Annotated in this window: 20 protein-coding genes; 13 read left to right on the forward strand and 7 right to left on the reverse strand. The window is 71.5% G+C overall.

Annotated elements, in window-relative coordinates; genetic code table 11:
* Nucleotides 1-19: 19 nt before the first annotated feature.
* The 4 genes from JYK04_RS30115 (at nucleotide 20) to JYK04_RS30130 (ending at nucleotide 3,507) form a co-directional block, all read left to right on the forward strand.
* Nucleotides 20-679 carry an ATP-binding protein gene (locus tag JYK04_RS30115; RefSeq protein ID WP_373297506.1) on the forward strand — a complete coding sequence of 220 codons (660 nt, stop codon included), beginning with the start codon at nucleotides 20-22 and terminating at the stop codon, nucleotides 677-679.
* Nucleotides 676-1,851: a DNA-processing protein DprA gene (dprA, locus tag JYK04_RS30120; protein ID WP_189745630.1), complete on the forward strand. Its 1,176-nt coding sequence runs from the start codon at nucleotides 676-678 to the stop codon at nucleotides 1,849-1,851. Before JYK04_RS30115 ends, dprA begins: the two co-directional genes overlap by 4 nt.
* A 209-nt stretch (nucleotides 1,852-2,060) precedes the next feature.
* Nucleotides 2,061-2,897: an RNA polymerase sigma factor WhiG gene (gene whiG / locus JYK04_RS30125; protein WP_189745632.1), complete on the forward strand. Its 837-nt coding sequence runs from the start codon at nucleotides 2,061-2,063 to the stop codon at nucleotides 2,895-2,897.
* 52 nt (nucleotides 2,898-2,949) lie between these two features.
* Entirely contained in the window at nucleotides 2,950-3,507 is a 558-nt protein-coding gene (locus JYK04_RS30130; RefSeq protein ID WP_189745765.1) for a TetR/AcrR family transcriptional regulator, read from the forward strand.
* Nucleotides 3,508-3,539: 32 nt separating this feature from the next.
* On the opposite strand, the gene JYK04_RS30135 is transcribed toward JYK04_RS30130, so the two are convergent.
* Nucleotides 3,540-4,007 (reverse strand): M23 family metallopeptidase, encoded by a 468-nt coding sequence (locus tag JYK04_RS30135; RefSeq protein WP_189745633.1) that lies wholly within the window; start codon nucleotides 4,005-4,007, stop codon nucleotides 3,540-3,542.
* A gap of 249 nt (nucleotides 4,008-4,256) precedes the next feature.
* Here JYK04_RS30135 and rpsB point away from each other — a divergent pair, with 249 nt between their 5' ends.
* The 9 genes from rpsB (at nucleotide 4,257) to JYK04_RS30180 (ending at nucleotide 14,087) form a co-directional block, all read left to right on the forward strand.
* Nucleotides 4,257-5,138, forward strand: a complete 882-nt coding sequence (rpsB, locus tag JYK04_RS30140; RefSeq protein ID WP_189745634.1) for a 30S ribosomal protein S2 — start codon at nucleotides 4,257-4,259, stop codon at nucleotides 5,136-5,138.
* A 135-nt stretch (nucleotides 5,139-5,273) separates the two neighbouring features.
* On the forward strand, nucleotides 5,274-6,110 hold the full coding sequence (tsf, locus tag JYK04_RS30145) for a translation elongation factor Ts (RefSeq protein WP_189745635.1): 837 nt from the start codon (nucleotides 5,274-5,276) through the stop codon (nucleotides 6,108-6,110).
* 162 nt (nucleotides 6,111-6,272) lie between these two features.
* Complete coding sequence (pyrH, locus tag JYK04_RS30150) at nucleotides 6,273-7,052, forward strand: UMP kinase (protein ID WP_229876761.1); 780 nt, start codon at nucleotides 6,273-6,275, stop codon at nucleotides 7,050-7,052.
* 94 nt (nucleotides 7,053-7,146) lie between these two features.
* Entirely contained in the window at nucleotides 7,147-7,704 is a 558-nt protein-coding gene (gene frr, locus JYK04_RS30155; RefSeq protein ID WP_030016386.1) for a ribosome recycling factor, read from the forward strand.
* On the forward strand, nucleotides 7,704-8,777 hold the full coding sequence (locus JYK04_RS30160; protein WP_189745636.1) for a phosphatidate cytidylyltransferase: 1,074 nt from the start codon (nucleotides 7,704-7,706) through the stop codon (nucleotides 8,775-8,777). Before frr ends, JYK04_RS30160 begins: the two co-directional genes overlap by 1 nt.
* Before the next feature lie 93 nt (nucleotides 8,778-8,870).
* Nucleotides 8,871-9,983: a dual-specificity RNA methyltransferase RlmN gene (rlmN, locus tag JYK04_RS30165; protein ID WP_030718543.1), complete on the forward strand. Its 1,113-nt coding sequence runs from the start codon at nucleotides 8,871-8,873 to the stop codon at nucleotides 9,981-9,983.
* 251 nt (nucleotides 9,984-10,234) lie between these two features.
* The gene (locus tag JYK04_RS30170) at nucleotides 10,235-11,335 is read left to right on the forward strand and encodes a thiamine ABC transporter substrate-binding protein (RefSeq protein ID WP_189745637.1); all 1,101 of its coding nucleotides are present in this window, start codon (nucleotides 10,235-10,237) and stop codon (nucleotides 11,333-11,335) included.
* Between the two features lie 95 nt (nucleotides 11,336-11,430).
* On the forward strand, nucleotides 11,431-13,047 hold the full coding sequence (locus JYK04_RS30175; protein ID WP_189745768.1) for an ABC transporter permease: 1,617 nt from the start codon (nucleotides 11,431-11,433) through the stop codon (nucleotides 13,045-13,047).
* Nucleotides 13,047-14,087, forward strand: coding sequence for an ABC transporter ATP-binding protein (locus JYK04_RS30180; RefSeq protein WP_189745638.1), 1,041 nt, complete (start codon nucleotides 13,047-13,049; stop codon nucleotides 14,085-14,087). Before JYK04_RS30175 ends, JYK04_RS30180 begins: the two co-directional genes overlap by 1 nt.
* Here JYK04_RS30180 and JYK04_RS30185 read toward each other — a convergent pair.
* From JYK04_RS30185 to JYK04_RS30210, 6 genes are all read right to left on the reverse strand, one after another.
* On the reverse strand, nucleotides 14,084-15,331 hold the full coding sequence (locus JYK04_RS30185; protein ID WP_189745639.1) for a cytochrome P450: 1,248 nt from the start codon (nucleotides 15,329-15,331) through the stop codon (nucleotides 14,084-14,086). The two genes, JYK04_RS30180 and JYK04_RS30185, sit on opposite strands and share 4 nt — an antisense overlap.
* Before the next feature lie 70 nt (nucleotides 15,332-15,401).
* Nucleotides 15,402-16,805, reverse strand: a complete 1,404-nt coding sequence (locus JYK04_RS30190; RefSeq protein WP_229876762.1) for an NAD(P)/FAD-dependent oxidoreductase — start codon at nucleotides 16,803-16,805, stop codon at nucleotides 15,402-15,404.
* The gene (locus JYK04_RS30195) at nucleotides 16,802-17,065 is read right to left on the reverse strand and encodes a ferredoxin (RefSeq protein WP_030016402.1); all 264 of its coding nucleotides are present in this window, start codon (nucleotides 17,063-17,065) and stop codon (nucleotides 16,802-16,804) included. The genes JYK04_RS30190 and JYK04_RS30195 overlap by 4 nt, the downstream gene beginning before the upstream one ends.
* A gap of 122 nt (nucleotides 17,066-17,187) precedes the next feature.
* On the reverse strand, nucleotides 17,188-17,829 hold the full coding sequence (locus JYK04_RS30200; RefSeq protein WP_229876763.1) for a hypothetical protein: 642 nt from the start codon (nucleotides 17,827-17,829) through the stop codon (nucleotides 17,188-17,190).
* Nucleotides 17,830-17,929: 100 nt separating this feature from the next.
* A complete protein-coding gene (locus JYK04_RS30205) occupies nucleotides 17,930-18,835 on the reverse strand; it encodes a DMT family protein (RefSeq protein ID WP_189745640.1) in 906 nt (301 codons plus the stop codon).
* Between the two features lie 80 nt (nucleotides 18,836-18,915).
* Nucleotides 18,916-20,007 (reverse strand): LOG family protein, encoded by a 1,092-nt coding sequence (locus tag JYK04_RS30210; protein WP_189745642.1) that lies wholly within the window; start codon nucleotides 20,005-20,007, stop codon nucleotides 18,916-18,918.
* Nucleotides 20,008-20,012 lie beyond the last annotated feature (5 nt).

Below are 20,012 nucleotides of genomic sequence, written 5' to 3' on the forward strand. Positions count from 1 at the left end.
GGGTAGGCGCTTCTAGCGGGTGCCTTCCCCGTCAGTTGCAGAGGCCGCGGAGTTCCACAGCCGGGCGCTGGACGCGCTGCGCCAGCCCCTCGAATCGGGGCACGTGGTCATCGCCCGTGCCGCCGGGGTGGTAAGGCTGCCCGCCCGGTTCCTCATGGTGCTCGCCGCCAACCCGTGCCCGTGCGGGCGCCACACCCTGCACGGAGCCGGCTGTGAATGCCCGCCTTCGGTGATCCGCCGTTACCAGGCGCGGCTGTCCGGGCCGTTGCTCGACCGGGTGGACTTAAGGGTGGAGGTCGAACCGGTGACCCGCTGCGACCTGCTGGGGCAGGGCGGCCGCGGGGAATCCACCGCGGTGGTCGCCGACCGGGTGCGCCAAGCCCTGGAGCGCGCCGCGGCCCGGCTCGCCGACACGCCCTGGCGGCTCAACTCAGAGGTGCCCGGGCAGGAACTGCGCACCCGGTGGCAGGCCGGGCCCGGTGCGCTGGCCCCCGCCGAGCGCGATCTGGAACGGGGACTGCTCACCGCGCGCGGCCTGGACCGGGTGCTGCGGGTCGCCTGGACGGTGGCCGACCTGAGGGGGCGCGACCGGCCCGAGGCGCTGGACGTGGCCGTGGCCCTGGAGCTGCGGACCGGGATCGCCCGCGGGGCGATGTCGCTGCCGGGGGCCGGGACATGACCGGCTCCGGGGACGCGGAACTGCTGGCGCGGGCGGCGCTCACCCGGGTGCTGGAGCCCGGCGACGCGCACGGCGGGCGGTGGCTGCGGGAGTTCGGCGCGGTGCGGCTGATGCGGCTGCTGACCGACCCCGGGGCGGAGCCCGACACGCCGACCGGGGTGGGGCCCGAGCGGCTCGCCGGGTACCGCAGACGGGCCGCGCTGGCCGACCCCGAGCGGGACCTCGCGGAGGCCGCCGAGGCGGGGGGCCGGTTCGTCCACCCGGGATCGACGCAGTGGCCGACCCAGCTCGACGACCTGGGCGACGAGCGGCCCGTCGGACTGTGGCTGCGGGGCCGGCCGAACCTGCGCACCTGGGCGCTGCGTTCGGTCTCCGTGGTCGGGGCCCGCGCCTGTACCCCGTACGGCGCGCACATGGCCCAGACCCTGGCCGCCGGACTGGCCGAGCGGGGCTGGGTCGTGGTGTCCGGCGCCGCGTTCGGGATCGACGGCGCCGCCCACCGGGGAGCCCTCGCCTCGGGCGGTGCGACCGTGGCGGTGCTGGCCTGCGGGGTGGACGTCGCCTATCCGCGCGGACACGCCGGGCTGCTCGGCCGGATCGCCGCGCAGGGCCTGATCCTCGGGGAGCTGCCACCGGGCAGCCACCCGACCCCCAGCCGGTTCGTCCTGCGCAACCGGGTCATCGCCGCCCTCACCCGGGGCACGGTCGTCGTGGAGGCCGCGCACCGCAGCGGCTCCCTGGTCACGGCCCGCCGGGCGCAGCGCCTGGGGCGGCACACGATGGGCGTCCCCGGGCCCGCCACCAGCGGGCTCTCCGCCGGGGTGCACGAACTGCTGCGGGGCGAGGCCGTGGTCGTCACCGACGCCGCGGAGGTGGTGGAGCTGGTCGGGGCCATGGGAGAGCTGGCTCCCGAGCGGCGCGGCCCGGTGCTCGCCCGGGACCTGCTGGACCCGGACACCGTCCGCGTGCTCGAAGCGCTGCCCGCCGGCCGCCCGGTGGGCGTGGCCGAGCTGGCACTTGCCTCCGGCACCGGCGCCGATGAAGTCATCGGCAGACTGTACGAACTTCACTCTCTGGGGTTCGTCGAACGGCAGGGCGACGGCTGGCAGTTGAGCAGACAAACGGCTGGAGGAGGCACACAAACCGGAGCTGCCCGGCGAGGCGGTCGTTGACCTGGGGCGTTCCGGTGAAAGAGTGAAAGCGATGAGAGACGCGGTCTTCCCGGTGGCGGTCACCGGGACCGAGCGCCAGGCGCCGGTCCCGGGGCGCACGCGCGAGTCCGGGCGCCTCCCGGCCCCCGCGCCATCCCGTACTCTTCGCGCACCGCGACACTCTCGTCACGCTACGCTCCCAAGGAATCCGGCTCCGGCAAAGGCGAAGCATGCCCCAGCACACCTCAGGGTCCGACCGCGCTGCGGTGCCCCCCGCTGCCCGCGGCAGCGTGCGGTCCACCGCGCCCTCGTCCCTGGAGGTGCTGTGGCGCTCGTACAAGGAATCGGGTGACGAGCGGTTGCGGGAGCAGCTGATCCTGCACTACTCGCCCCTGGTGAAGTACGTGGCCGGCCGCGTCAGCGTGGGCCTGCCGCCCAATGTGGAGCAGGCCGACTTCGTCTCCTCCGGGGTCTTCGGGCTGATCGACGCCATCGAGAAGTTCGACATCGACCGGTCGATCAAGTTCGAGACGTACGCGATCACCCGGATCCGCGGCGCGATGATCGACGAGCTGCGGGCGCTGGACTGGATCCCCCGATCGGTCCGGCAGAAGGCGCGCGCCGTGGAACGGGCCTACGCCACGCTGGAGGCCCAGCTGCGGCGCACCCCGACGGAGAGCGAGGTCGCCCGGGAGATGGGGATCGGTGTGGAGGATCTCCACACCGTCTTCAGCCAGTTGTCGCTGGCCAACGTGGTCGCGCTGGAGGAGCTGCTGCACGTCGGCGGGGAGGGCGGCGACCGCCTCTCGCTGATGGACACCCTGGAGGACACCGCCGCCGACAACCCGGTGGCGGTGGCCGAGGACCGCGAGCTGCGGCGCCTGCTGGCGCGGGCCATCAACACGCTGCCCGAGCGGGAGAAGACCGTGGTGACCCTCTACTACTACGAGGGCCTCACGCTGGCCGAGATCGGCAACGTCCTCGGGGTCACCGAGAGCCGGGTCAGCCAGATCCACACCAAGTCAGTCCTGCAGTTGCGCGCGAAGTTGGCAGACGTGGGGCGGTGAGCTTGCGCCACCTCCGTAGAGTGGATGCGTGCCCAGGATTCGAGCGGCCTCCGTGGCCGAGCACCGGTCGATGCAGCGCGGCGCCCTCTTGGACGCCGCGCGTTCCCTGCTGTCCGAAGGCGGGACGGAGGCGCTGACCTTCCCCGCCCTCGCGGAGCGGACCGGACTCGCCCGGTCCTCCGTGTACGAGTACTTCCGCTCCCGCGCCGCCGTGGTCGAAGAACTGTGCGCCGTGGACTTCCCCGTGTGGGCCGCCGAGATCGAAGCGGCGATGGAGCAGGCGCAGTCGCCGGAGGCGAAGATCGAGGCCTACGTGCGCAGCCAGTTGGGGCTGGTGGGGGACCGGCGGCACCGGGCGGTCGTGGCCATCTCGGCCAGCGAGCTGGACGCGGGCGCGCGGGAGAAGATCCGTGCCGCCCACGGCGGGCTGGTGGCGATGATCGTCGAGGCGCTGAGCGGCCTGGGACACGCCGAGCCGCGGCTGGCCGCGATGCTGTTGCAGGGGGTCGTGGACGCCGCCGTGCGGCGGATCGAGCTCGGCGCGGCGGAGGATCCCGCCGTCGTGACGGAGGCCGCCGTCGCCATGGCCCTGCGGGGCGTCCGGGGCTGAGCCCCCGGGGCTCCGCCCCCAGACCCCGTGCCTCACCCGTCGGCGGGAAGTCCGGCCGGCAGCAGGCGGGGGGTCGGGCGCGGGAGGAGGGTCAGCGGGTTGAGGTAGGTCTCGCCCGCCAGGAGGCCCCAGTGCAGGCACGAAGCCGGGCAGTGCGAGCCCTCCGTCAGAACCGCCACCACCTGGCCCGCCACCACCTGCTCGCCCTCCGTGACCAGCGGCCGTACCGGCTCGTAGGTGGTGCGCAGCCCGTTCGGCAGGGCCAGCGAGAGCACGCCGCGCCCGGCGACGGGCCCGGCGTGGTGGACCCGGCCGGCCGCGACCGCCCGGAGCTCCGCGCCCACCGGCGCGGACAGGTCCACACCGCGGTGACCGGCCGCGTAGGGGGTCGGCGGCGGGTCCCACCAGCGGGCCACCGTCAGCGGAGCGGGCAGCGGGCGGACCCCGGGAAGGGCCGGCTGGGCCAGGGCCAGGAGCAGGCTGAGCAGCAAGGTCGTCATGGACCCCAGCGTCGCGCGCACGCCCGGGCCGCCGCCCCGGCCTGTGGACGGCCGGGGCACTGTGGACAACGGCGTCACCCGGCATACCGCCGGGTCCCGTACACTTCTTGTGGCGATCCGGGTCACCGGGTCGACTTCGCACGCCCCGGCGCCAGGCTGAACAGCCAGGTGACAGCGTCTCTCGGTCCCTCATGGGGGCAGGGCGCGGTGGGGCGTCAGGAACCAAACCGAGAAACCAAGGAGATGGCCATGGCCGTCGTCACGATGCGGGAGCTGCTGGAAAGCGGCGTCCACTTCGGTCACCAGACCCGCCGTTGGAACCCGAAGATGAAGCGCTTCATCTTCACGGAGCGCAACGGCATCTACATCATCGACCTGCTGCAGTCGCTGTCGTACATCGACCGCGCCTACGAGTTCGTGAAGGAGACCGTCGCGCACGGTGGCTCCATCATGTTCGTCGGTACCAAGAAGCAGGCCCAGGAGGCCATCGCCGAGCAGGCGACGCGCGTTGGTATGCCGTACGTCAACCAGCGCTGGCTGGGTGGCATGCTCACCAACTTCTCCACCGTCTACAAGCGCCTTCAGCGTCTGAAGGAGCTTGAGGCGATCGACTTCGAGGACGTCGCCGCCTCGGGTCTCACCAAGAAGGAGCTCCTGGTCCTCTCCCGCGAGAAGACCAAGCTGGAGAAGACCCTCGGTGGTATCCGCGAGATGTCGAAGGTTCCCAGCGCCGTCTGGATCGTCGACACCAAGAAGGAGCACATCGCCGTCGGTGAGGCGCGCAAGCTCCACATCCCGGTCGTCGCGATCCTCGACACCAACTGCGACCCCGACGAGGTCGACTACAAGATCCCGGGCAACGACGACGCGATCCGTTCCGTCACCCTGCTCACCCGCGTGATCGCCGACGCCGTCGCCGAGGGCCTCATCGCCCGCTCCGGCGCTGCGACCGGCGACTCGAAGCCGGGCGAGAAGGCCGCCGCCGAGCCGCTCGCCGAGTGGGAGCGCGACCTGCTCGAGGGTGACAAGAAGGCTGACGAGGCCCCGGCCGCCGACGCCGCCGAGGCTGCCCCGGCCGCCGAGGCTGTCGAGGCTGTCGAGGCCCCGGCCGCCGACGCCGAGCAGGCCTGACCCACTGAGGGCGCCCGGCGTTCACCCGCCGGGCACTCGCAGTACGGACGATGACGGCGGGGGAGCCGCGCCACAAGCGCGGCGCCTCCGCCGTTCACCCGTAGATCTACGACTTCGAGAGAGAATCACAGACTCATGGCGAACTACACCGCCGCTGACGTCAAGAAGCTCCGCGAGCTCACCGGCGCCGGCATGCTGGACTGCAAGAACGCGCTCGTGGACGCCGACGGTGACGTCGAGAAGGCCCAGGAAGCCCTCCGCATCAAGGGTCAGAAGGGCGTCGCCAAGCGCGAGGGCCGTTCTGCCGAGAACGGCGCGGTCGTCTCCCTCATCGCCGACGACAACACCTCCGGTGTCATCGTCGAGCTGAAGTGCGAGACCGACTTCGTCGCCAAGGGCGAGAAGTTCCTGGCCGTCGCCAACCAGCTGGCCGCCCACGTGGCCGCCACCTCCCCGGCCGACATCGAGGCGCTGCTGGCGTCCGAGATCGAGCCCGGCAAGACCGTCACCGCTTTCGTCGACGAGGCCAACGCCAACCTCGGCGAGAAGATCGTCCTGGACCGCTTCGCGCAGTTCACCGGCGGCTACGTGACCGCGTACATGCACCGCACGATGCCCGACCTGCCGTTCCAGATCGGCGTCCTGGTCGAGCTCGACAAGGAGAACGCCGAGGTCGCCCGCGGCGTCGCGCAGCACATCGCCGCGTTCGCCCCGCAGTGGCTGTCCGCCGAGGACGTTCCGGCCGAGAAGGTCGAGTCCGAGCGTCGCATCGCCGAAGAGGTCACCCGCCAGGAGGGCAAGCCCGAGGCTGCGATCGCGAAGATCGTCGAGGGTCGCGTCAACGGCTTCTTCAAGGACGCCACGCTGCTCGGCCAGGCCTACGCCCTGGACAACAAGAAGTCGGTCCAGAAGGTTCTGGACGAGGCCGGTGTCACCCTGGTGCGCTTCTCGCGCATCAAGGTCGGCATCTGAGTCCGTCCGTACGCGACGGACACCGGACCCCGGTAGGGTCTGAGGCAGTCGTCCGCGCTCGCGCGAGGCGACCGCAGATCTGACGAGGAGGCCATTGCCGTAGAGGGAACCGCAAGGACCCACCGGCAATGGCCTTCTTCGTATGTGCACGAGGAGATCTCCATGAATCAGGGCGTGGACCCCCACACCGCATCCGACGACAAGAGCGACCAGGACGAGAAGGGCCGCCGCTTCATGCTGAAGCTGTCGGGCGAGGCCTTCTCCGGTGGCGGAGGACTGGGCGTCGACCCCGACGTCGTCCACGCCATCGCGCGTGAGATCGCCGCGGTGGTCCGCGACGGCGCGGAGATCGCCGTCGTGATCGGCGGCGGCAACTTCTTCCGCGGAGCCGAGCTCCAGCAGCGCGGCATGGACCGGGCCCGGTCCGACTACATGGGCATGCTCGGTACCGTCATGAACTGCCTCGCGCTCCAGGACTTCCTGGAGAAGGAGGGCATCGACTCCCGCGTGCAGACCGCCATCACGATGGGCCAGGTCGCGGAGCCGTACATCCCGCTGCGTGCCGTGCGGCACCTGGAGAAGGGCCGCGTCGTCATCTTCGGCGCCGGCATGGGCATGCCCTACTTCTCCACCGACACCACGGCCGCCCAGCGTGCCCTGGAGATCGACGCCGAGGCCCTGCTCATGGGCAAGAACGGTGTCGACGGGGTCTACGACTCCGACCCGAAGAAGAACCCGGACGCGGTGAAGTTCGACGCGCTGGAGTACAGCGAGGTCCTCTCCCGCGACCTCAAGGTCGCCGACGCCACCGCGATCACGCTCTGCCGCGACAACAAGCTGCCGATCCTCGTTTTCGAGCTCCTCGCCGAGGGCAATATCGCCCGCGCCGTCAAGGGTGAGAAGATCGGCACGCTCGTGAGCGACCAGGAAACCCGGGCCTGAGCAGTCCGCAGCCGGACCGAGCGGGCCCCTGACCGGGCCCGCCGGGTCCGCCCGCCCGCCTGAACCATCCATATCTGACATGCAGGAGCACGTGGTGACCGAAGAGATCCTCCTCGAGGCCGAGGAGAAGATGGAAAAGGCCGTCGTCGTCGCCAAGGAAGACTTCGCCGCGATTCGCACCGGCCGTGCGCACCCGGCGATGTTCAACAAGATCGTGGCGGAGTACTACGGCGCCATCACGCCCATCAACCAGCTCGCCTCCTTCTCGGTGCCCGAGCCGCGCATGGCGATCGTGACCCCGTTCGACAAGAGCGCCCTGCGCAACATCGAGCAGGCCATCCGCGACTCCGACCTCGGTGTCAACCCGAGCAACGACGGCAGCATCATCCGGGTGACCTTCCCCGAGCTGACGCAGGACCGCCGCAAGGAGTACATCAAGGTCGCGCGCACCAAGGCCGAGGACTCGAAGATCTCGCTCCGCGCCGTCCGCCGCAAGGCCAAGGACGCCCTTGACAAGCTGGTCAAGGACAAGGAGGCCGGCGAGGACGAGGTGCGCCGCGCGGAGAAGGAGCTCGACGACACCACCGCGAAGTACGTCGCGCAGGTGGACGAGCTCCTCAAGCACAAGGAAGCCGAGCTCCTCGAAGTCTGATGAACGACTCTTCCTGGCAGCCGGAGCCGGTTCCGGCGGGTCCCGCATACGATGCGCAGGTGGGCCCGCACACTCGGCCCATGCCCATCGTGCCCGATGCCGCCGGCCGTGACTTCGACGACCGGGAAGCACGCGATCGGGGGGTCGCCGCCGACAGCGGCCCCCTCTTCCGCGCCGATACGCCGCCGCAGGAGCCCATGCCCAGCCCCCCGCCTCCGCATGCCCAGCAGCCGCAGGACGCCTCGCCGCCGCCGAAGAAGCGCGCGGGCCGGGATCTGCGTGCCGCCATAGGGGTGGGCGTGGGTCTCGGCGCGGTGATCTTCGCCTCGCTGCTGATCGTCAAGGCCGTGTTCGTCGGCGTCGTCGTCGTCGCGGTCGTCGTCGGCCTGTGGGAGCTCACCTCCCGGCTGCAGGAGCAGAAGGGCATCAAGGCCCCGCTGGTCCCGCTCGCGGTCGGTGGTGCCGCCATGGTCATCGCCGGCTACGTCCGGGGGGCCGAGGGCGCCTGGGTCGCCATGGCCCTGACCGTGCTGGCGGTCCTGGTGTGGCGGATGACCGAACCGCCCGAGGACTACCTCAAGGACGTCACGGCGGGTGCCTTCGCGGCGTTCTACGTGCCCTTCCTGGCCACCTTCGTCGCGATGCTGCTCACCGCCGACGACGGTCCCGAGCGCGTGATCACCTTCCTGCTCCTGACCGTGGTCAGCGACACCGGGGCCTACGCGGTCGGCTGGCGCTTCGGCAAGACCAAGCTCGCGCCGCGCATCAGCCCCGGCAAGACCCGCGAGGGACTGTTCGGCGCGGTGGCCTTCGCGATGGCGGCCGGCGCGCTGTGCATGGAGTTCCTGATCGACGGCGGCTCCTGGTGGCAGGGCCTGCTGCTGGGCCTCGCGGTCGCGGTCAGCGCCACCCTGGGTGACCTGGGCGAGTCGATGATCAAGCGGGACCTGGGCATCAAGGACATGGGCACCCTGCTGCCGGGACACGGCGGGATCATGGACCGGCTGGACTCCCTGCTTCCGACGGCCCCCGTGGTGTGGCTGCTGCTGGCGGCCTTCGTCGGCACCGGCTGACCTGCGAAAAGGCGTCGCTGGACGCCGGGCGGTTACTCTTGGAAGGCGCGCTGCTTCTGCGGCGCGCCTTTCGTCTTACAAGGAGTACCTGCCATGGCCCGCCCCGTTCCGGGAGAGCTCACCTTCGTCGCCCCTCGCGGGGCCAAGAAGCCGCCCCGGCACCTTGCCGACCTGACCCCGGCCGAGCGCCGCGAGGCGGTCGCCGCGATCGGCGAGAAGCCGTTCCGGGCCAAGCAGCTCTCCCAGCACTACTTCGCCCGGTACGCGCACGACCCGGCCGAGTGGACCGACATCCCGGCCGGCTCGCGGGAGAAGCTCCAGCAGGAGCTGCTGCCGGACCTGATGAGCGTCATCCGGCACATCTCGTGCGACGACGACACCACCCGCAAGACGCTGTGGAAGCTGCACGACGGCACGCTCGTCGAGTCGGTGCTGATGCGCTACCCCGACCGGGTCACCATGTGCATCTCCTCGCAGGCCGGCTGCGGCATGAACTGTCCGTTCTGCGCCACCGGCCAGGCGGGCCTCGACCGCAACCTGTCCACCGCCGAGATCGTGCACCAGATCGTCGACGGCATGCGCGCGCTGCGCGACGGCGAGGTCCCCGGCGGCCCGGCGCGGCTGTCGAACATCGTCTTCATGGGCATGGGCGAGCCGCTCGCCAACTACAACCGCGTGGTCGGCGCCATCCGCCGGCTCACCGACCCGGAGCCCGACGGCCTGGGCCTGTCGCAGCGCGGAATCACCGTCTCCACCGTCGGCCTGGTCCCGGCCATGCTGCGCTTCGCCGACGAGGGCTTCAAGTGCCGTCTGGCCGTCTCGCTGCACGCGCCCGACGACGAGCTGCGCGACACCCTCGTCCCCGTGAACACCCGCTGGAACGTCCGCGAGGTGCTCGGCGCGGCCTGGGAGTACGCGGAGAAGTCCGGCCGCCGGATCTCGATCGAGTACGCCCTGATCCGCGACATCAACGACCAGGCCTGGCGCGGTGACCTCCTGGGCAAGCTGCTCAAGGGCAAGCGTGTGCACGTCAACCTGATCCCGCTCAACCCGACGCCGGGCTCCAAGTGGACCGCCTCGCGGCCCGAGGACGAGAAGGCCTTCGTGGAGGCCATCGCCCGCCACGGCGTGCCCGTGACCGTACGGGACACCCGGGGCCAGGAGATCGACGGCGCGTGCGGCCAGCTGGCCGCCTCGGAGCGCTAGATTCCGCTTCTGTTCGATGCGATTCGGCCACGGGGTACCCTGTGGCCGAACCAATTTCATATTCCGACAGGGGAGCGCCACAGCGCTGAGAGTGCGGTATCCGTCATCCGCAGACCCTCTGAACCTCGCCCCGGTCATTCGGGGTAGGAAGTTCGGTCACCACTCTTGCTGTTGCGCCCTGCCCGGCGTCCGCTCTCGCAGCGCCGGGCAGGGCCGCGTCTTCTCCTGGACATCCCAGGAGGAATTCACCGATGAGCACCACCAAGAAGCTGGCGGGCGTCGCGCTCGCGGCCGCGTTGGGCGTCACCACGCTCAGCGCCTGCGGCGGCGGCGACGCCAAGGACAAGACCGCGGGGGCGGGCGACGCCCCGAAGTCCAAGACCGTCACGCTCGTCTCCCACGACTCCTTCAACGTGACCGAAGCGGTCCTCAAGGAGTTCGAGCAGCAGAGCGGCTACACGGTCAAGGTGCTGAAGTCCGGGGACGCGGGCGCGGCGCTGAACCAGGAGATCCTCACCAAGGGCTCCCCGCGCGGTGACGTCTTCTTCGGCGTGGACAACACCCTCCTCTCGCGCGCCCTCGACAACGGCATCTTCACGCCGTACGAGGCCAAGGGCCTGGCCGAGGTGAAGCCCGAGTACGTGCTCGACAAGGAGCACCGGGTGACGCCGATCGACTCGGGCGACATCTGCGTCAACTACGACAAGGCGTACTTCGCCGAGAAGAAGATCGCCCCGCCGCAGACGCTGGACGATCTGATCAAGCCCGAGTACAAGAACCTGCTGGTCACCGAGAACGCCGCGACCTCCTCGCCCGGTCTCGGCTTCCTGCTCGCCTCCGTCGGCAAGTACGGCGAGGACGGCTGGAAGGACTACTGGAGCAAGCTGAAGGCCAACGGCGTCGAGGTCGTCGACGGCTGGGAGCAGGCCTACAACGAGCGCTTCTCCGGCTCCGCGGGCGGAAAGAAGGCCAAGGGCGACCGCCCGCTGGTCGTCTCCTACGCCTCCAGCCCGCCGGTCGAGGTCCTGTACGGCGAGCCGCAGCCGGCCGAGGCCCCCACGGGCGTCTCCACCGGTACCTGCTTCCGCCAGATCGAGTTCGCGGGCCTGCTCAAGGGCGCCAAGAACGAGGAGGGCGGCAAGGCCCTCGTGGACTTCCTGGTCAGCAAGAAGTTCCAGGAGGACATGCCGCTCCAGATGTTCGTGAACCCCGTGACGAAGGACGCCGTCCTGCCGGAGCTGTTCACCAAGCACGGTGTGGTGGTCGAGAAGCCGGAGAACGTGGCTCCCGAGACCATCGCCAAGAACCGTGAGCAGTGGGTCAAGGCATGGACCGCGCTCGTCGTGAAGTAAGCGGCACCAAGGAGCCGGGCGTGGCGTCGGGGGGCGCCGCGCCGGGCTCCGGCCCCCGCGAGGGGGCGCGGGCGACCGCCGTGCGGCTCGCCCTGATGGCCGTCCCCCTCGCCTTCTTCGGGCTGTTCTTCGCCTACCCCGTCGCCGCGATCGTCGGACGCGGCCTGAAGACCGACGAAGGGTGGCAGTTCGGCCGGTTCGCGGAGGTGCTGGCCCGGCCCGACATCGCCGACGTGCTGTGGTTCACCACCTGGCAGGCGTTCGCCTCCACCCTGCTCACGCTGCTGATCGCGCTCCCCGCCGCGTACGTCTTCGCGCGCTTCGAGTTCCCGGGCAAGCAGCTGCTGCGCGCCGTGGTGACCGTTCCGTTCGTGCTGCCGACCGTGGTGGTCGGCACGGCCTTCCTCGCGCTGCTGGGGCGGGGCGGGCTGCTGGACGAACTGGTGGGCGTCCGGCTCGACACCACCGTCTGGGCGATCCTGCTCGCACACGTCTTCTTCAACTACGCGGTCGTCGTCCGCACGGTCGGCGGACTGTGGGCCCAGCTGGACCCCCGCCAGGAAGAGGCCGCCCGGGTGCTGGGCGCCGGGCGGTTCACCGCCTGGCGGCGGGTGACGCTGCCCGCGCTCGCCCCGGCGGTGGCCGCCGCCGCGCTGATGGTGTTCCTGTTCACCTTCAGCTCCTTCGGCGTCGTGCTGATCCTCGGCGGACCCGCGTACTCCACCCTGGAGGTGGAGGTCTACCGGCAGACCGCGCAGCTCCTGGACCTGCCGACGGCGGCCGTCCTGACGATGGTGCAGTTCGCCGCGATCGGCGCGATCCTCGCCGTACACGCCTGGACCGTGCGCAAGCGCGAGACCGCGCTGCGGCTGGTCGATCCGGGCCGCACCACGCACCGGCCGCGCGGCTGGGCGCAGCGCTCGCTGCTGGGCGGGGTGCTGCTGACCGTCGCGCTGCTGATCGTGCTGCCGCTGGGCGTGCTGGTCGAGCGGTCCTTCGACACCCCCGGCGGCTACGGCCTCGGCTACTACCGGGCACTGCAGGACGCGGGCGCCGGTGGCGGGACCTTCCTGGTGGCGCCGCTGGAGGCGATCTGGAACTCCCTGCAGTACGCGCTCGCCGCCACCGCGATCGCCCTGGTCATCGGGGGACTCGCGGCCGCGGCGCTGACCCGGCGCGGGGGCCGCTTCGTACGCGGCTTCGACGCGCTGCTGATGCTCCCGCTCGGGGTGTCCGCGGTGACCGTGGGCTTCGGCTTCCTGATCACCCTGGACGAGCCGCCGCTGGATCTGCGGACCTCGTGGATCCTGGTGCCGCTCGCGCAGGCCCTGGTGGGCGTGCCCTTCGTCGTACGGACCATGCTGCCGGTGCTGCGCGCGGTGGACGGGCGGCTGCGGGAGGCCGCCGCGGTGCTCGGCGCGTCGCCGCTGCGGGCCTGGCGGGAGGTGGACCTTCCGCTGGTGCGGCGGGCACTGCTGATCGCGGCCGGGTTCGCCTTCGCGGTGTCGCTGGGGGAGTTCGGTGCGACCGTGTTCATCGCGCGGGCGGACCGGCCGACGCTGCCGGTGGCCGTGGCGCGGCTGCTGGGGCGGGCCGGAGAGCTGAACTACGGCCAGGCGATGGCCCTGAGCACGATTCTGATGCTGGTGTGCGCGGTGTCCCTGCTGCTGCTGGAGCGACTGCGGCCCGACAAGACCTCCGGAGAGTTCTGATGACACTGCTTCAGCTGGAGGGGGTGTCGGTCCGCTTCGGTGAGCGCGCGGCCCAGTACGCCCTGGACGGCGTGGACCTCGCGGTCGCCGAGCACGAGGTCGTGTGCGTGCTGGGGCCGAGCGGAAGCGGCAAGTCCACGCTGCTGCGGGTCGTCGCCGGACTCCAGCAGGTGTCCGCCGGCCGGGTGCTGCTGGGCGGGGCCGACCAGGCCGACGTCCCCGTGCACCGGCGGGGCGTGGGCCTGATGTTCCAGGACCACCAGCTCTTCCCGCACCGCGACGTCGGCGCGAACGTCTCCTTCGGGCTACGGGTGCGGGGAGCCGGACGGGCCCCGTCCGCGGACCGGGTCGCGCAACTGCTGGAACTGGTCGGGCTCCCCGGCGCCCAGAGCCGGGCGGTGGCCTCCCTGTCGGGCGGTGAGCAGCAGCGGGTGGCGCTGGCCCGGGCGCTGGCACCGTCGCCGCGGCTGCTGATGCTCGACGAACCGCTGGGGCAGCTGGACCGGGGGCTGCGGGAGCGGCTCGTGGTGGAGCTGCGGGGGCTGTTCTCCCGGCTCGGCACGACCGTACTGGCCGTCACGCACGACCAGGGCGAGGCCTTCGCCCTGGCGGACCGGGTGGTGGTGATGCGGGACGGCCGGATCGCGCAGGCCGGGACCCCGCTGGAGGTGTGGCAGCGGCCCGCGTCGGAGTTCGTGGCGCGCTTCCTCGGCTTCGAGAACGTGGTTCCGGCCGTGGTCTCGGGTCCGTGGGCCGCCACCGCGTGGGGCAAGGTCCCGGTACCGGCCGGATCCCCCGAGGGGGAGCAGCGGCTGCTGATCCGCCCCGCCGGAGTCGTGCTCTGCGCGGCGGGCCTGAAGTGCGAGGTGGCCTCCCGCACCTTCCGCGGCACGCACGTCGCACTGGTGCTGCGGCCGGAGACGGGACCGGTGCTGGAGGCCGAGTGCGGGCTGGCGGGGGCGCCGGCCGTGGGGGACCGGGTCGAGGTGACGTTCACCCCCGCCGAGGTGGTCGTACTGCCCGAAGAGGACGCCGGTTAGGGACGGATGCCGTCGCAGGCGATCGGCAGGTGGCGCGGGCCGCGCAGGACCGAGTTCTGACGGTATTGCGGCGGGTCCTCCAGCAGCCGGGGGTTCTCCAGCCGGCGGGCCAGCTCGCTCAGCGCCAGCTGTGCCTCCTGCCGGGCCAGCGGCGCCCCGAAGCAGCTGTGGATGCCACTGCCGAGGCCGAGGTGCTGGATGTCCTTGCGGTCGGGGTCGAAGCGGTCCGGGTTCTCGAACCGCTTCGGGTCCCGGTTCCCGGAGGCCAGCATCAGCCACACCGACGCGCCCTTGGGGATCGTGACTCCGGCGACCTCGACGTCGGAGAGGGTGGTCCGCTGGGGCAGCAGCTGTACGGGCGGCTCGTAGCGCAGCAGTTCCTCGACGATCGGGATCGCCAGATCGGGGTCGTTGCGCAACCGCTCAAGGGCCTCCGGGTGGCGCAGCAGCGTCAGCATCCCGTTGGTGATGAGGTTGACCGTGGTCTCGTGGCCCGCGATCAGCAGCAGGGCGGAGGTGCTGAGCGCCTCCATGGTGGTCATCGCGCCGTCCGGGCCGTCCGCCGTCGCGAGCTGGGACAGCATGTCGTCGCCGGGGTTCTTGCGGCGTTCCTCGATCAGCCCGGCCAGGTACATGCCCAGCTCCATGCGGGCGTCCATCGAGCCCTTGCCGCGCTGGGTGGGGTCCGCGTCCGGGTCGGGGTCCAGGCTGGCGGCCAGCGTCTCCGCCCAGACGTGGAAGCGGGGTTCGTCCTCACGGGGGATGCCGAGCAGCCGGCAGATGACCGAGACCGGGAAGGGGTACGCGAACTGGTCGACGAGGTCGATCCGGTCCATCTGTCCGGTCTCCACGATGCCGTCGATGAGCCCGGAGACGAGGCCGCCGAGTTCGTCCCGCATGTCGTGCACCCGGTGGGGGGCGTGCGGCGGGCCGAACGGCCGGTTCGTCATCCGCCGCAGCCGGTCGTGGTCGGGGGGGTCGAGCTTGAGGAAGGACGGGGGCAGGGTCGTGCCCTCCTCGTCGGACTGGTCGCCCAGCAGATCGTCCCCGGTCGCCTTCAGGTTCTTGGCGTCGGAGCTGATCCGGGGGTCGTGCAACAGGCTGTGGATATCGTAGTACGTACTGACCACGTACGGGCCGTCCCCGTCATGGGACACCGGGGTCTTGCGGAGCTCCTCGTACAGCGGGTACGGATTCGCGCGGTTCGCGTAGTCGATGATCTCCCGCAGCAGGGCTTGGGTCATGACAGGTCCTCGTGATCCTCGGGGGAGGGCGCGGCGCGGCGCGGCCGGTGGCGCGGGGCGGGGGTGAAGGTCATCTTCCGGGGGTGAAGGTCATCTTCCGGTCCGCCGGTGAATAGCCGCTCAGCGTGATGGTCGGCCCGTGGGTGGGGACGGACGGGTCCGGGAAGTCGGCCGGTAGCGGCTTGGACCCCTCGGGCCTGCGGTCCACCGTGGAGAACGGCGGCGGGAACGGCGCGGTGGCCTCGATCTGCTGCTCGTAGAACGGCAGCCACCGGCAGTTGTCGAAGGTGACGGCCGCGATCAGCCGCCCCTGGTACCCGTACGCGGCCGCGAACCGGCGTTCGGCGAGCGAGCCCTGGGTGATGAGGATCTCGGTCCCCATCGGCGGTACCCCGACCGACTTGATGTTCACGCCGAACTGGGAGGACCAGAACGCCGGAACCCAGAGGTGGGGACGGCGGTCGGCGCTCGCGCTGAGCATGTTGTGCGCGGCCGTGTCGGCCTGGGCGACGGCGTTGCCCCAGTGCTCCAGCGACAGGAACTGGTAGCCGAACAGGGCGTGCGGGGAACGTGCCACGTCACCCGCCACGTAGATGTCGTCGGTGACGATGCCCCGGATGTCGAAGGCCCGGCAGCCGGCGTCGCAGGCGATGCCCCGCGGACCCGCGCCCAGCCCGGAGCCGGAGAGCCACTCGGTGTTGCGCTGCGCGCCCAGCGAGACGACCACCACGTCCGCTTCCACGGTGGACCCGTCGGAGAAGTGCGCGGCGCGGACCCGCCCGGAGGGGTCGCCCTCAAGGGAGGTCACCATGACTCCGGTACGCAGGTCGACACCGTTCTCGCGGTGCATCTCGGCCGCCACCGCGCCGATCACGCCGCCCAGCGCCCCGACCAGCGGGGCATCGCCGCGCTCGGCGACGGTGACGTCCAGGCCGCGCTCCCGGCACGCGGAGGCGATCTCGGACCCGGTGAAGCCGGCTCCGATGACCAGCACCCGGCGGGGACCGGCGGCCAGGGCCCGTTGCAGCCCTTCGCCGTCGTCGCGGGTGCGCAGCACGAAGACACCCTTGAGGGCGCCTTCCTCCGCGTTGGGCCAGGGCCGGGCGCGTACGCCGGTGGCGATCAGCAGCCGGTCGTACTCGACCGCGTCGCCGTTGCCGAGCTCGACCCGGCGGGCGGCCATGTCCAGGCCCGTGGCCGGGACCCCGAGGCGCCACTCGGCCTCGATAGCCCGTCGTCGGGGGAGCGCCGTGTGGTCGGCGACCGCGTTGCCCAGCAGGACCTGCTTGGACAGCGGGGGCCGGTCGTACGGCTCGTACGGTTCGTCGCCGATCATCGTGAGCGAACCGGCGAAACCCTTCTCGCGCATGGTCTCGGCGGCCCGCAGGCCGGCCAGGGATGCGCCGACGACGACGATGCGGCCCTCGCGCTTGAGGCGCTCCAGGGATCCGTCGTGCGTTCCTGTACTCGTCACCGCGCGCCTCCGGAAGGAGATCCGGCGCCGGCCACGGCATCCGGGGCCACCATGTTCGCCATGTCCTCGTCCGTGATCTCCAGAAGGATGGCCTGGACCGGACAGGCGGCCACGGCACGCATGACGTCCTCGCGCTGCGCCGGATCCGCCTCCGGGTTGTAGAGCAGCGACTCGTCGCCGTGCATGGCGAAGACATCGGGAGCGAGGAATGCGCACTGGGCGTATCCCTGGCAGCGGTTGAGGTCGACGACAAGCCTCATGACGGTTCTGCCTTTCCTTGGCCGTCCATCCCCGTCACCCCCCCGGAGCCCCCGGGTCCGCCCCTTCCCACCAGCATGCACGCGGCGCCCATAGGCCGCCTGCCGGAGTAAGGATCCCCAGGTCAGGGCGGTTCGGTGGGGGTCGGAGGCCGACGCGGGGTGCCGCGTCGGACGCGCAGGATGTACAGGCTGAGGATCAGCGCCCAGACCGGGAACACGAGCTCGGACCAGGGCACTCCGGAACCGACCACGAGCAGGACCAGGCCGACGACGGTGCCCAGCAGGGCCAGTGGCCGCGGGAAGACGCCGAGCATCCGTCCGATGGTCGAGGTCGCGAGGACGAAGACGGCCGCCATCCTCATGGCGTACGTCGCGAGGAGCGTGTACGCGAAGTGGCGGCCGAAATCGGAGGGCGTGCCCTCGGCCAGCACGGTGCCCGCCGCCGCGGCGGAGGCGAACAGGGTGGCCACGAAGACGAATCCGCTGCCGAGGAACACGGTGGCGACGAACCGGTCCTCGGCCGGGCCCGTATGCGCGCGCAGGGCGCCCATGAACCAGAGGAAGAAGATGCCCGCGAAGGGCACGATCTCCAGTGCCACTTGGACCGCCCAGCGCTTGTCCTGGTCGACGGTCAGGTCGGCGGCGTTGCCCGACGGGACGGCGATCCGCATCAGGACGATCGCCGCCCCGAGCAGCAGGGCGAAGGCGACTCCGGCCATCCCGGCCGCGCGTGGCGTATCGAGCCGATCGGTCGTGGGACTCACGAACCCCTCACTCTCTCCCCTGGTCCAGCAAGCGGCAGCCACTGCCGCGCCACCACCGGGGGGCGGCCGACCGGGTGAGGGGGCCCGGCCGGCCGGTGGGTCAGCCGACCGGCTCCGGCACCGGGGCGGCGGCGCCCTCGTCGGCTCCTTCGTGCTTGCCGTACCAGGCGACGGCCACCGCTCCGGCGACGGCCATGACGAAGCCGAGGGCCGCGAGCCAGGCCAGGCCGGGGCGGGAGGCGTCGCCGAGCCACAGGACGCCGATCGCGCCGGGCAGCACGGTCTCGCCGACGACCAGGGCCGCCGTGGCGCCGTTCACCGAGCCGATCTGCAGGGCGACCGTGTGCAGGTACATGCCGCCGATGCCCGCCACCAGGATGGCGTAGAGGGCCGGGTCGGTGAGGAGGGTGCCGAGGTCGAACGGGTCCACGCCGTCGAGGATCCGGACGCCGACGCCGAGCGCGCCGAAGCCGAGGCCCGACAGCAGGCCCGCCAGGATCGCGGCGCCGCCGCCGAGGAGGCGTACGGCCACCGTGCCGCCCACCATCAGCAGCAGGGTGATCCCCAGCAGCCACCAGTGCGTGGACATCGGCGCGTGGTGGCCGCCCTCGTGGCCCGCGGCCGTCGCCAGCAGCACCAGCGCGGTGCAGACGACACCGATCGAGGCCCATTCCTTCCGGCTCAGCCGGATGCCGAGCATCTTCACGCTCAGCACGGCCGTGATCACCAGGTTGGCGCTGATCACCGTCTGGGAGAGGAAGAGGGGCAGGAGACGGGCGGCCAGGGCGCCGAGTCCGAAGCCCACGAAGTCCAGGATGGTGCCGACGATGAATTCCCAGGTCATCGCCGCTTTCGCGGTGGACGACAGGTTGGGGCCGCCGTGGGCGGTCACCCCGGCGGCGGCCGGGGACATGCGTGCGGCGCGGCGCGAGCCGACGGCTTGCAGCACGGATCCCGTGCCGTAGCAGATGGACGCCGCGACAGCGGTCAGCAGGCCTATGAGCACCAAGGGCTCCGTTCACGTCTGGCAGGTTTTGCGGTACCTCTGCCAGACGTCGGAACGGGCCGGGAAGTTGCTTCCGGAACTCAGCTCATCGAAGCGAGGACGTCAGGGACCTCGTCCACCGAATCGACGAGCGCGATGCGCGACTCCATCGCACGGCCGCGCGCCAGCGCCTGCAGCAGCGGCCAGGCCGGCAGGTGCTCGGTCCAGTGGGTGCGGCCGACCAGGATCATCGGGGCCGGCTCGCCCCGGGACTCGTAGTAGTTCGGCGTCCCGTTGTCGAAGATCTCCTGGACGGTGCCCGCCGCGCCGGGCAGGAAGACCACGCCCGCGTTGGAGCGGGCCAGCAGCCCGTCCTCACGGGTGGCGTTCGCGAAGTACTTCGCGATGTGGCCCGCGAACGCGTTCGGCGGTTCGTGCCCGTAGAACCAGGTCGGGATGCCGACCGAGTCCCCGCCGGCCGGGAAGCGCTCGCGCACGGCGAAGGCCGCGCGCGCCCAGTCGGACACCGACGGCGCGAAGGAGGGGGCCTTGGCGAGCATCTCCAGGGCCTCCGCGAGGGCCTCGTCCGGAGCCGGTGCCAGGTAGGCGCCGAGGTTGGCGGCCTCCATCGCGCCGGGGCCGCCGCCGGTGGCCACCGTCAGCCCGGACCGGGTCAGCGCCCGGCCCAGCTCCGCCGCACCGCGGTAGTCCGTACCGCCGCGGGCCATGGCATGGCCGCCCATCACACCGACGACCCGGACACCGCAGAGGTGCTCGTCGAGGGCGTCGGAGATGGCGTCGTCATGGACGGAACGGAGCATCGAGGAGAAGACGTCGCCGTCGGACTTCGTCTCCTGGAACCAGGCGTACGCCTCGGCGTCCGGAGTGTCCTCGTACCCGTCGGCCAGCCCGGTGAAGAGCTCCTCGGGCGAGTAGAGCAGGCCCCGGTACGGGTTGAACGGCAGGTCCGGCACGGGCGGGAAGACCAGCGCGCCGTCGGCGCGGACCTTCACCGCCGCGTCGGGCTCCATCGCGCAGCCCAGGAACACGGCCGCCGAGGTGTCGGCGGCCAGCAGGGCGAAGGTGCGCTCCAGCAGGTTGACCGACTGGATCCGGTAGCCGCTGAGCGAGCCGCGGGCCACGACCTGGTCGAATTCGGCGAGCGTCTCGATCTCGATGTCTGGGTTGACCATTCGGC

This window comes from Streptomyces nojiriensis (assembly GCF_017639205.1).
Lineage (GTDB): Bacteria > Actinomycetota > Actinomycetes > Streptomycetales > Streptomycetaceae > Streptomyces > Streptomyces nojiriensis.

What these genes read in the sequence shown, in the direction of transcription:
- JYK04_RS30210 (WP_189745642.1), bottom strand. Translation starts at nt 20,007, where the DNA reads ATGGTCAACCCAGACATCGAGATCGAGACGCTCGCCGAATTCGACCAG.
- whiG (WP_189745632.1), top strand. Translation starts at nt 2,061, where the DNA reads ATGCCCCAGCACACCTCAGGGTCCGACCGCGCTGCGGTGCCCCCCGCT.
- dprA (WP_189745630.1), top strand. Translation starts at nt 676, where the DNA reads ATGACCGGCTCCGGGGACGCGGAACTGCTGGCGCGGGCGGCGCTCACC.
- JYK04_RS30185 (WP_189745639.1), bottom strand. Translation starts at nt 15,331, where the DNA reads ATGACCCAAGCCCTGCTGCGGGAGATCATCGACTACGCGAACCGCGCG.
- JYK04_RS30135 (WP_189745633.1), bottom strand. Translation starts at nt 4,007, where the DNA reads ATGACGACCTTGCTGCTCAGCCTGCTCCTGGCCCTGGCCCAGCCGGCC.
- rpsB (WP_189745634.1), top strand. Translation starts at nt 4,257, where the DNA reads ATGGCCGTCGTCACGATGCGGGAGCTGCTGGAAAGCGGCGTCCACTTC.
- JYK04_RS30170 (WP_189745637.1), top strand. Translation starts at nt 10,235, where the DNA reads ATGAGCACCACCAAGAAGCTGGCGGGCGTCGCGCTCGCGGCCGCGTTG.
- JYK04_RS30175 (WP_189745768.1), top strand. Translation starts at nt 11,431, where the DNA reads ATGGCCGTCCCCCTCGCCTTCTTCGGGCTGTTCTTCGCCTACCCCGTC.
- rlmN (WP_030718543.1), top strand. Translation starts at nt 8,871, where the DNA reads ATGGCCCGCCCCGTTCCGGGAGAGCTCACCTTCGTCGCCCCTCGCGGG.
- pyrH (WP_229876761.1), top strand. Translation starts at nt 6,273, where the DNA reads ATGAATCAGGGCGTGGACCCCCACACCGCATCCGACGACAAGAGCGAC.
- JYK04_RS30195 (WP_030016402.1), bottom strand. Translation starts at nt 17,065, where the DNA reads ATGAGGCTTGTCGTCGACCTCAACCGCTGCCAGGGATACGCCCAGTGC.
- tsf (WP_189745635.1), top strand. Translation starts at nt 5,274, where the DNA reads ATGGCGAACTACACCGCCGCTGACGTCAAGAAGCTCCGCGAGCTCACC.
- JYK04_RS30180 (WP_189745638.1), top strand. Translation starts at nt 13,047, where the DNA reads ATGACACTGCTTCAGCTGGAGGGGGTGTCGGTCCGCTTCGGTGAGCGC.
- JYK04_RS30160 (WP_189745636.1), top strand. Translation starts at nt 7,704, where the DNA reads ATGAACGACTCTTCCTGGCAGCCGGAGCCGGTTCCGGCGGGTCCCGCA.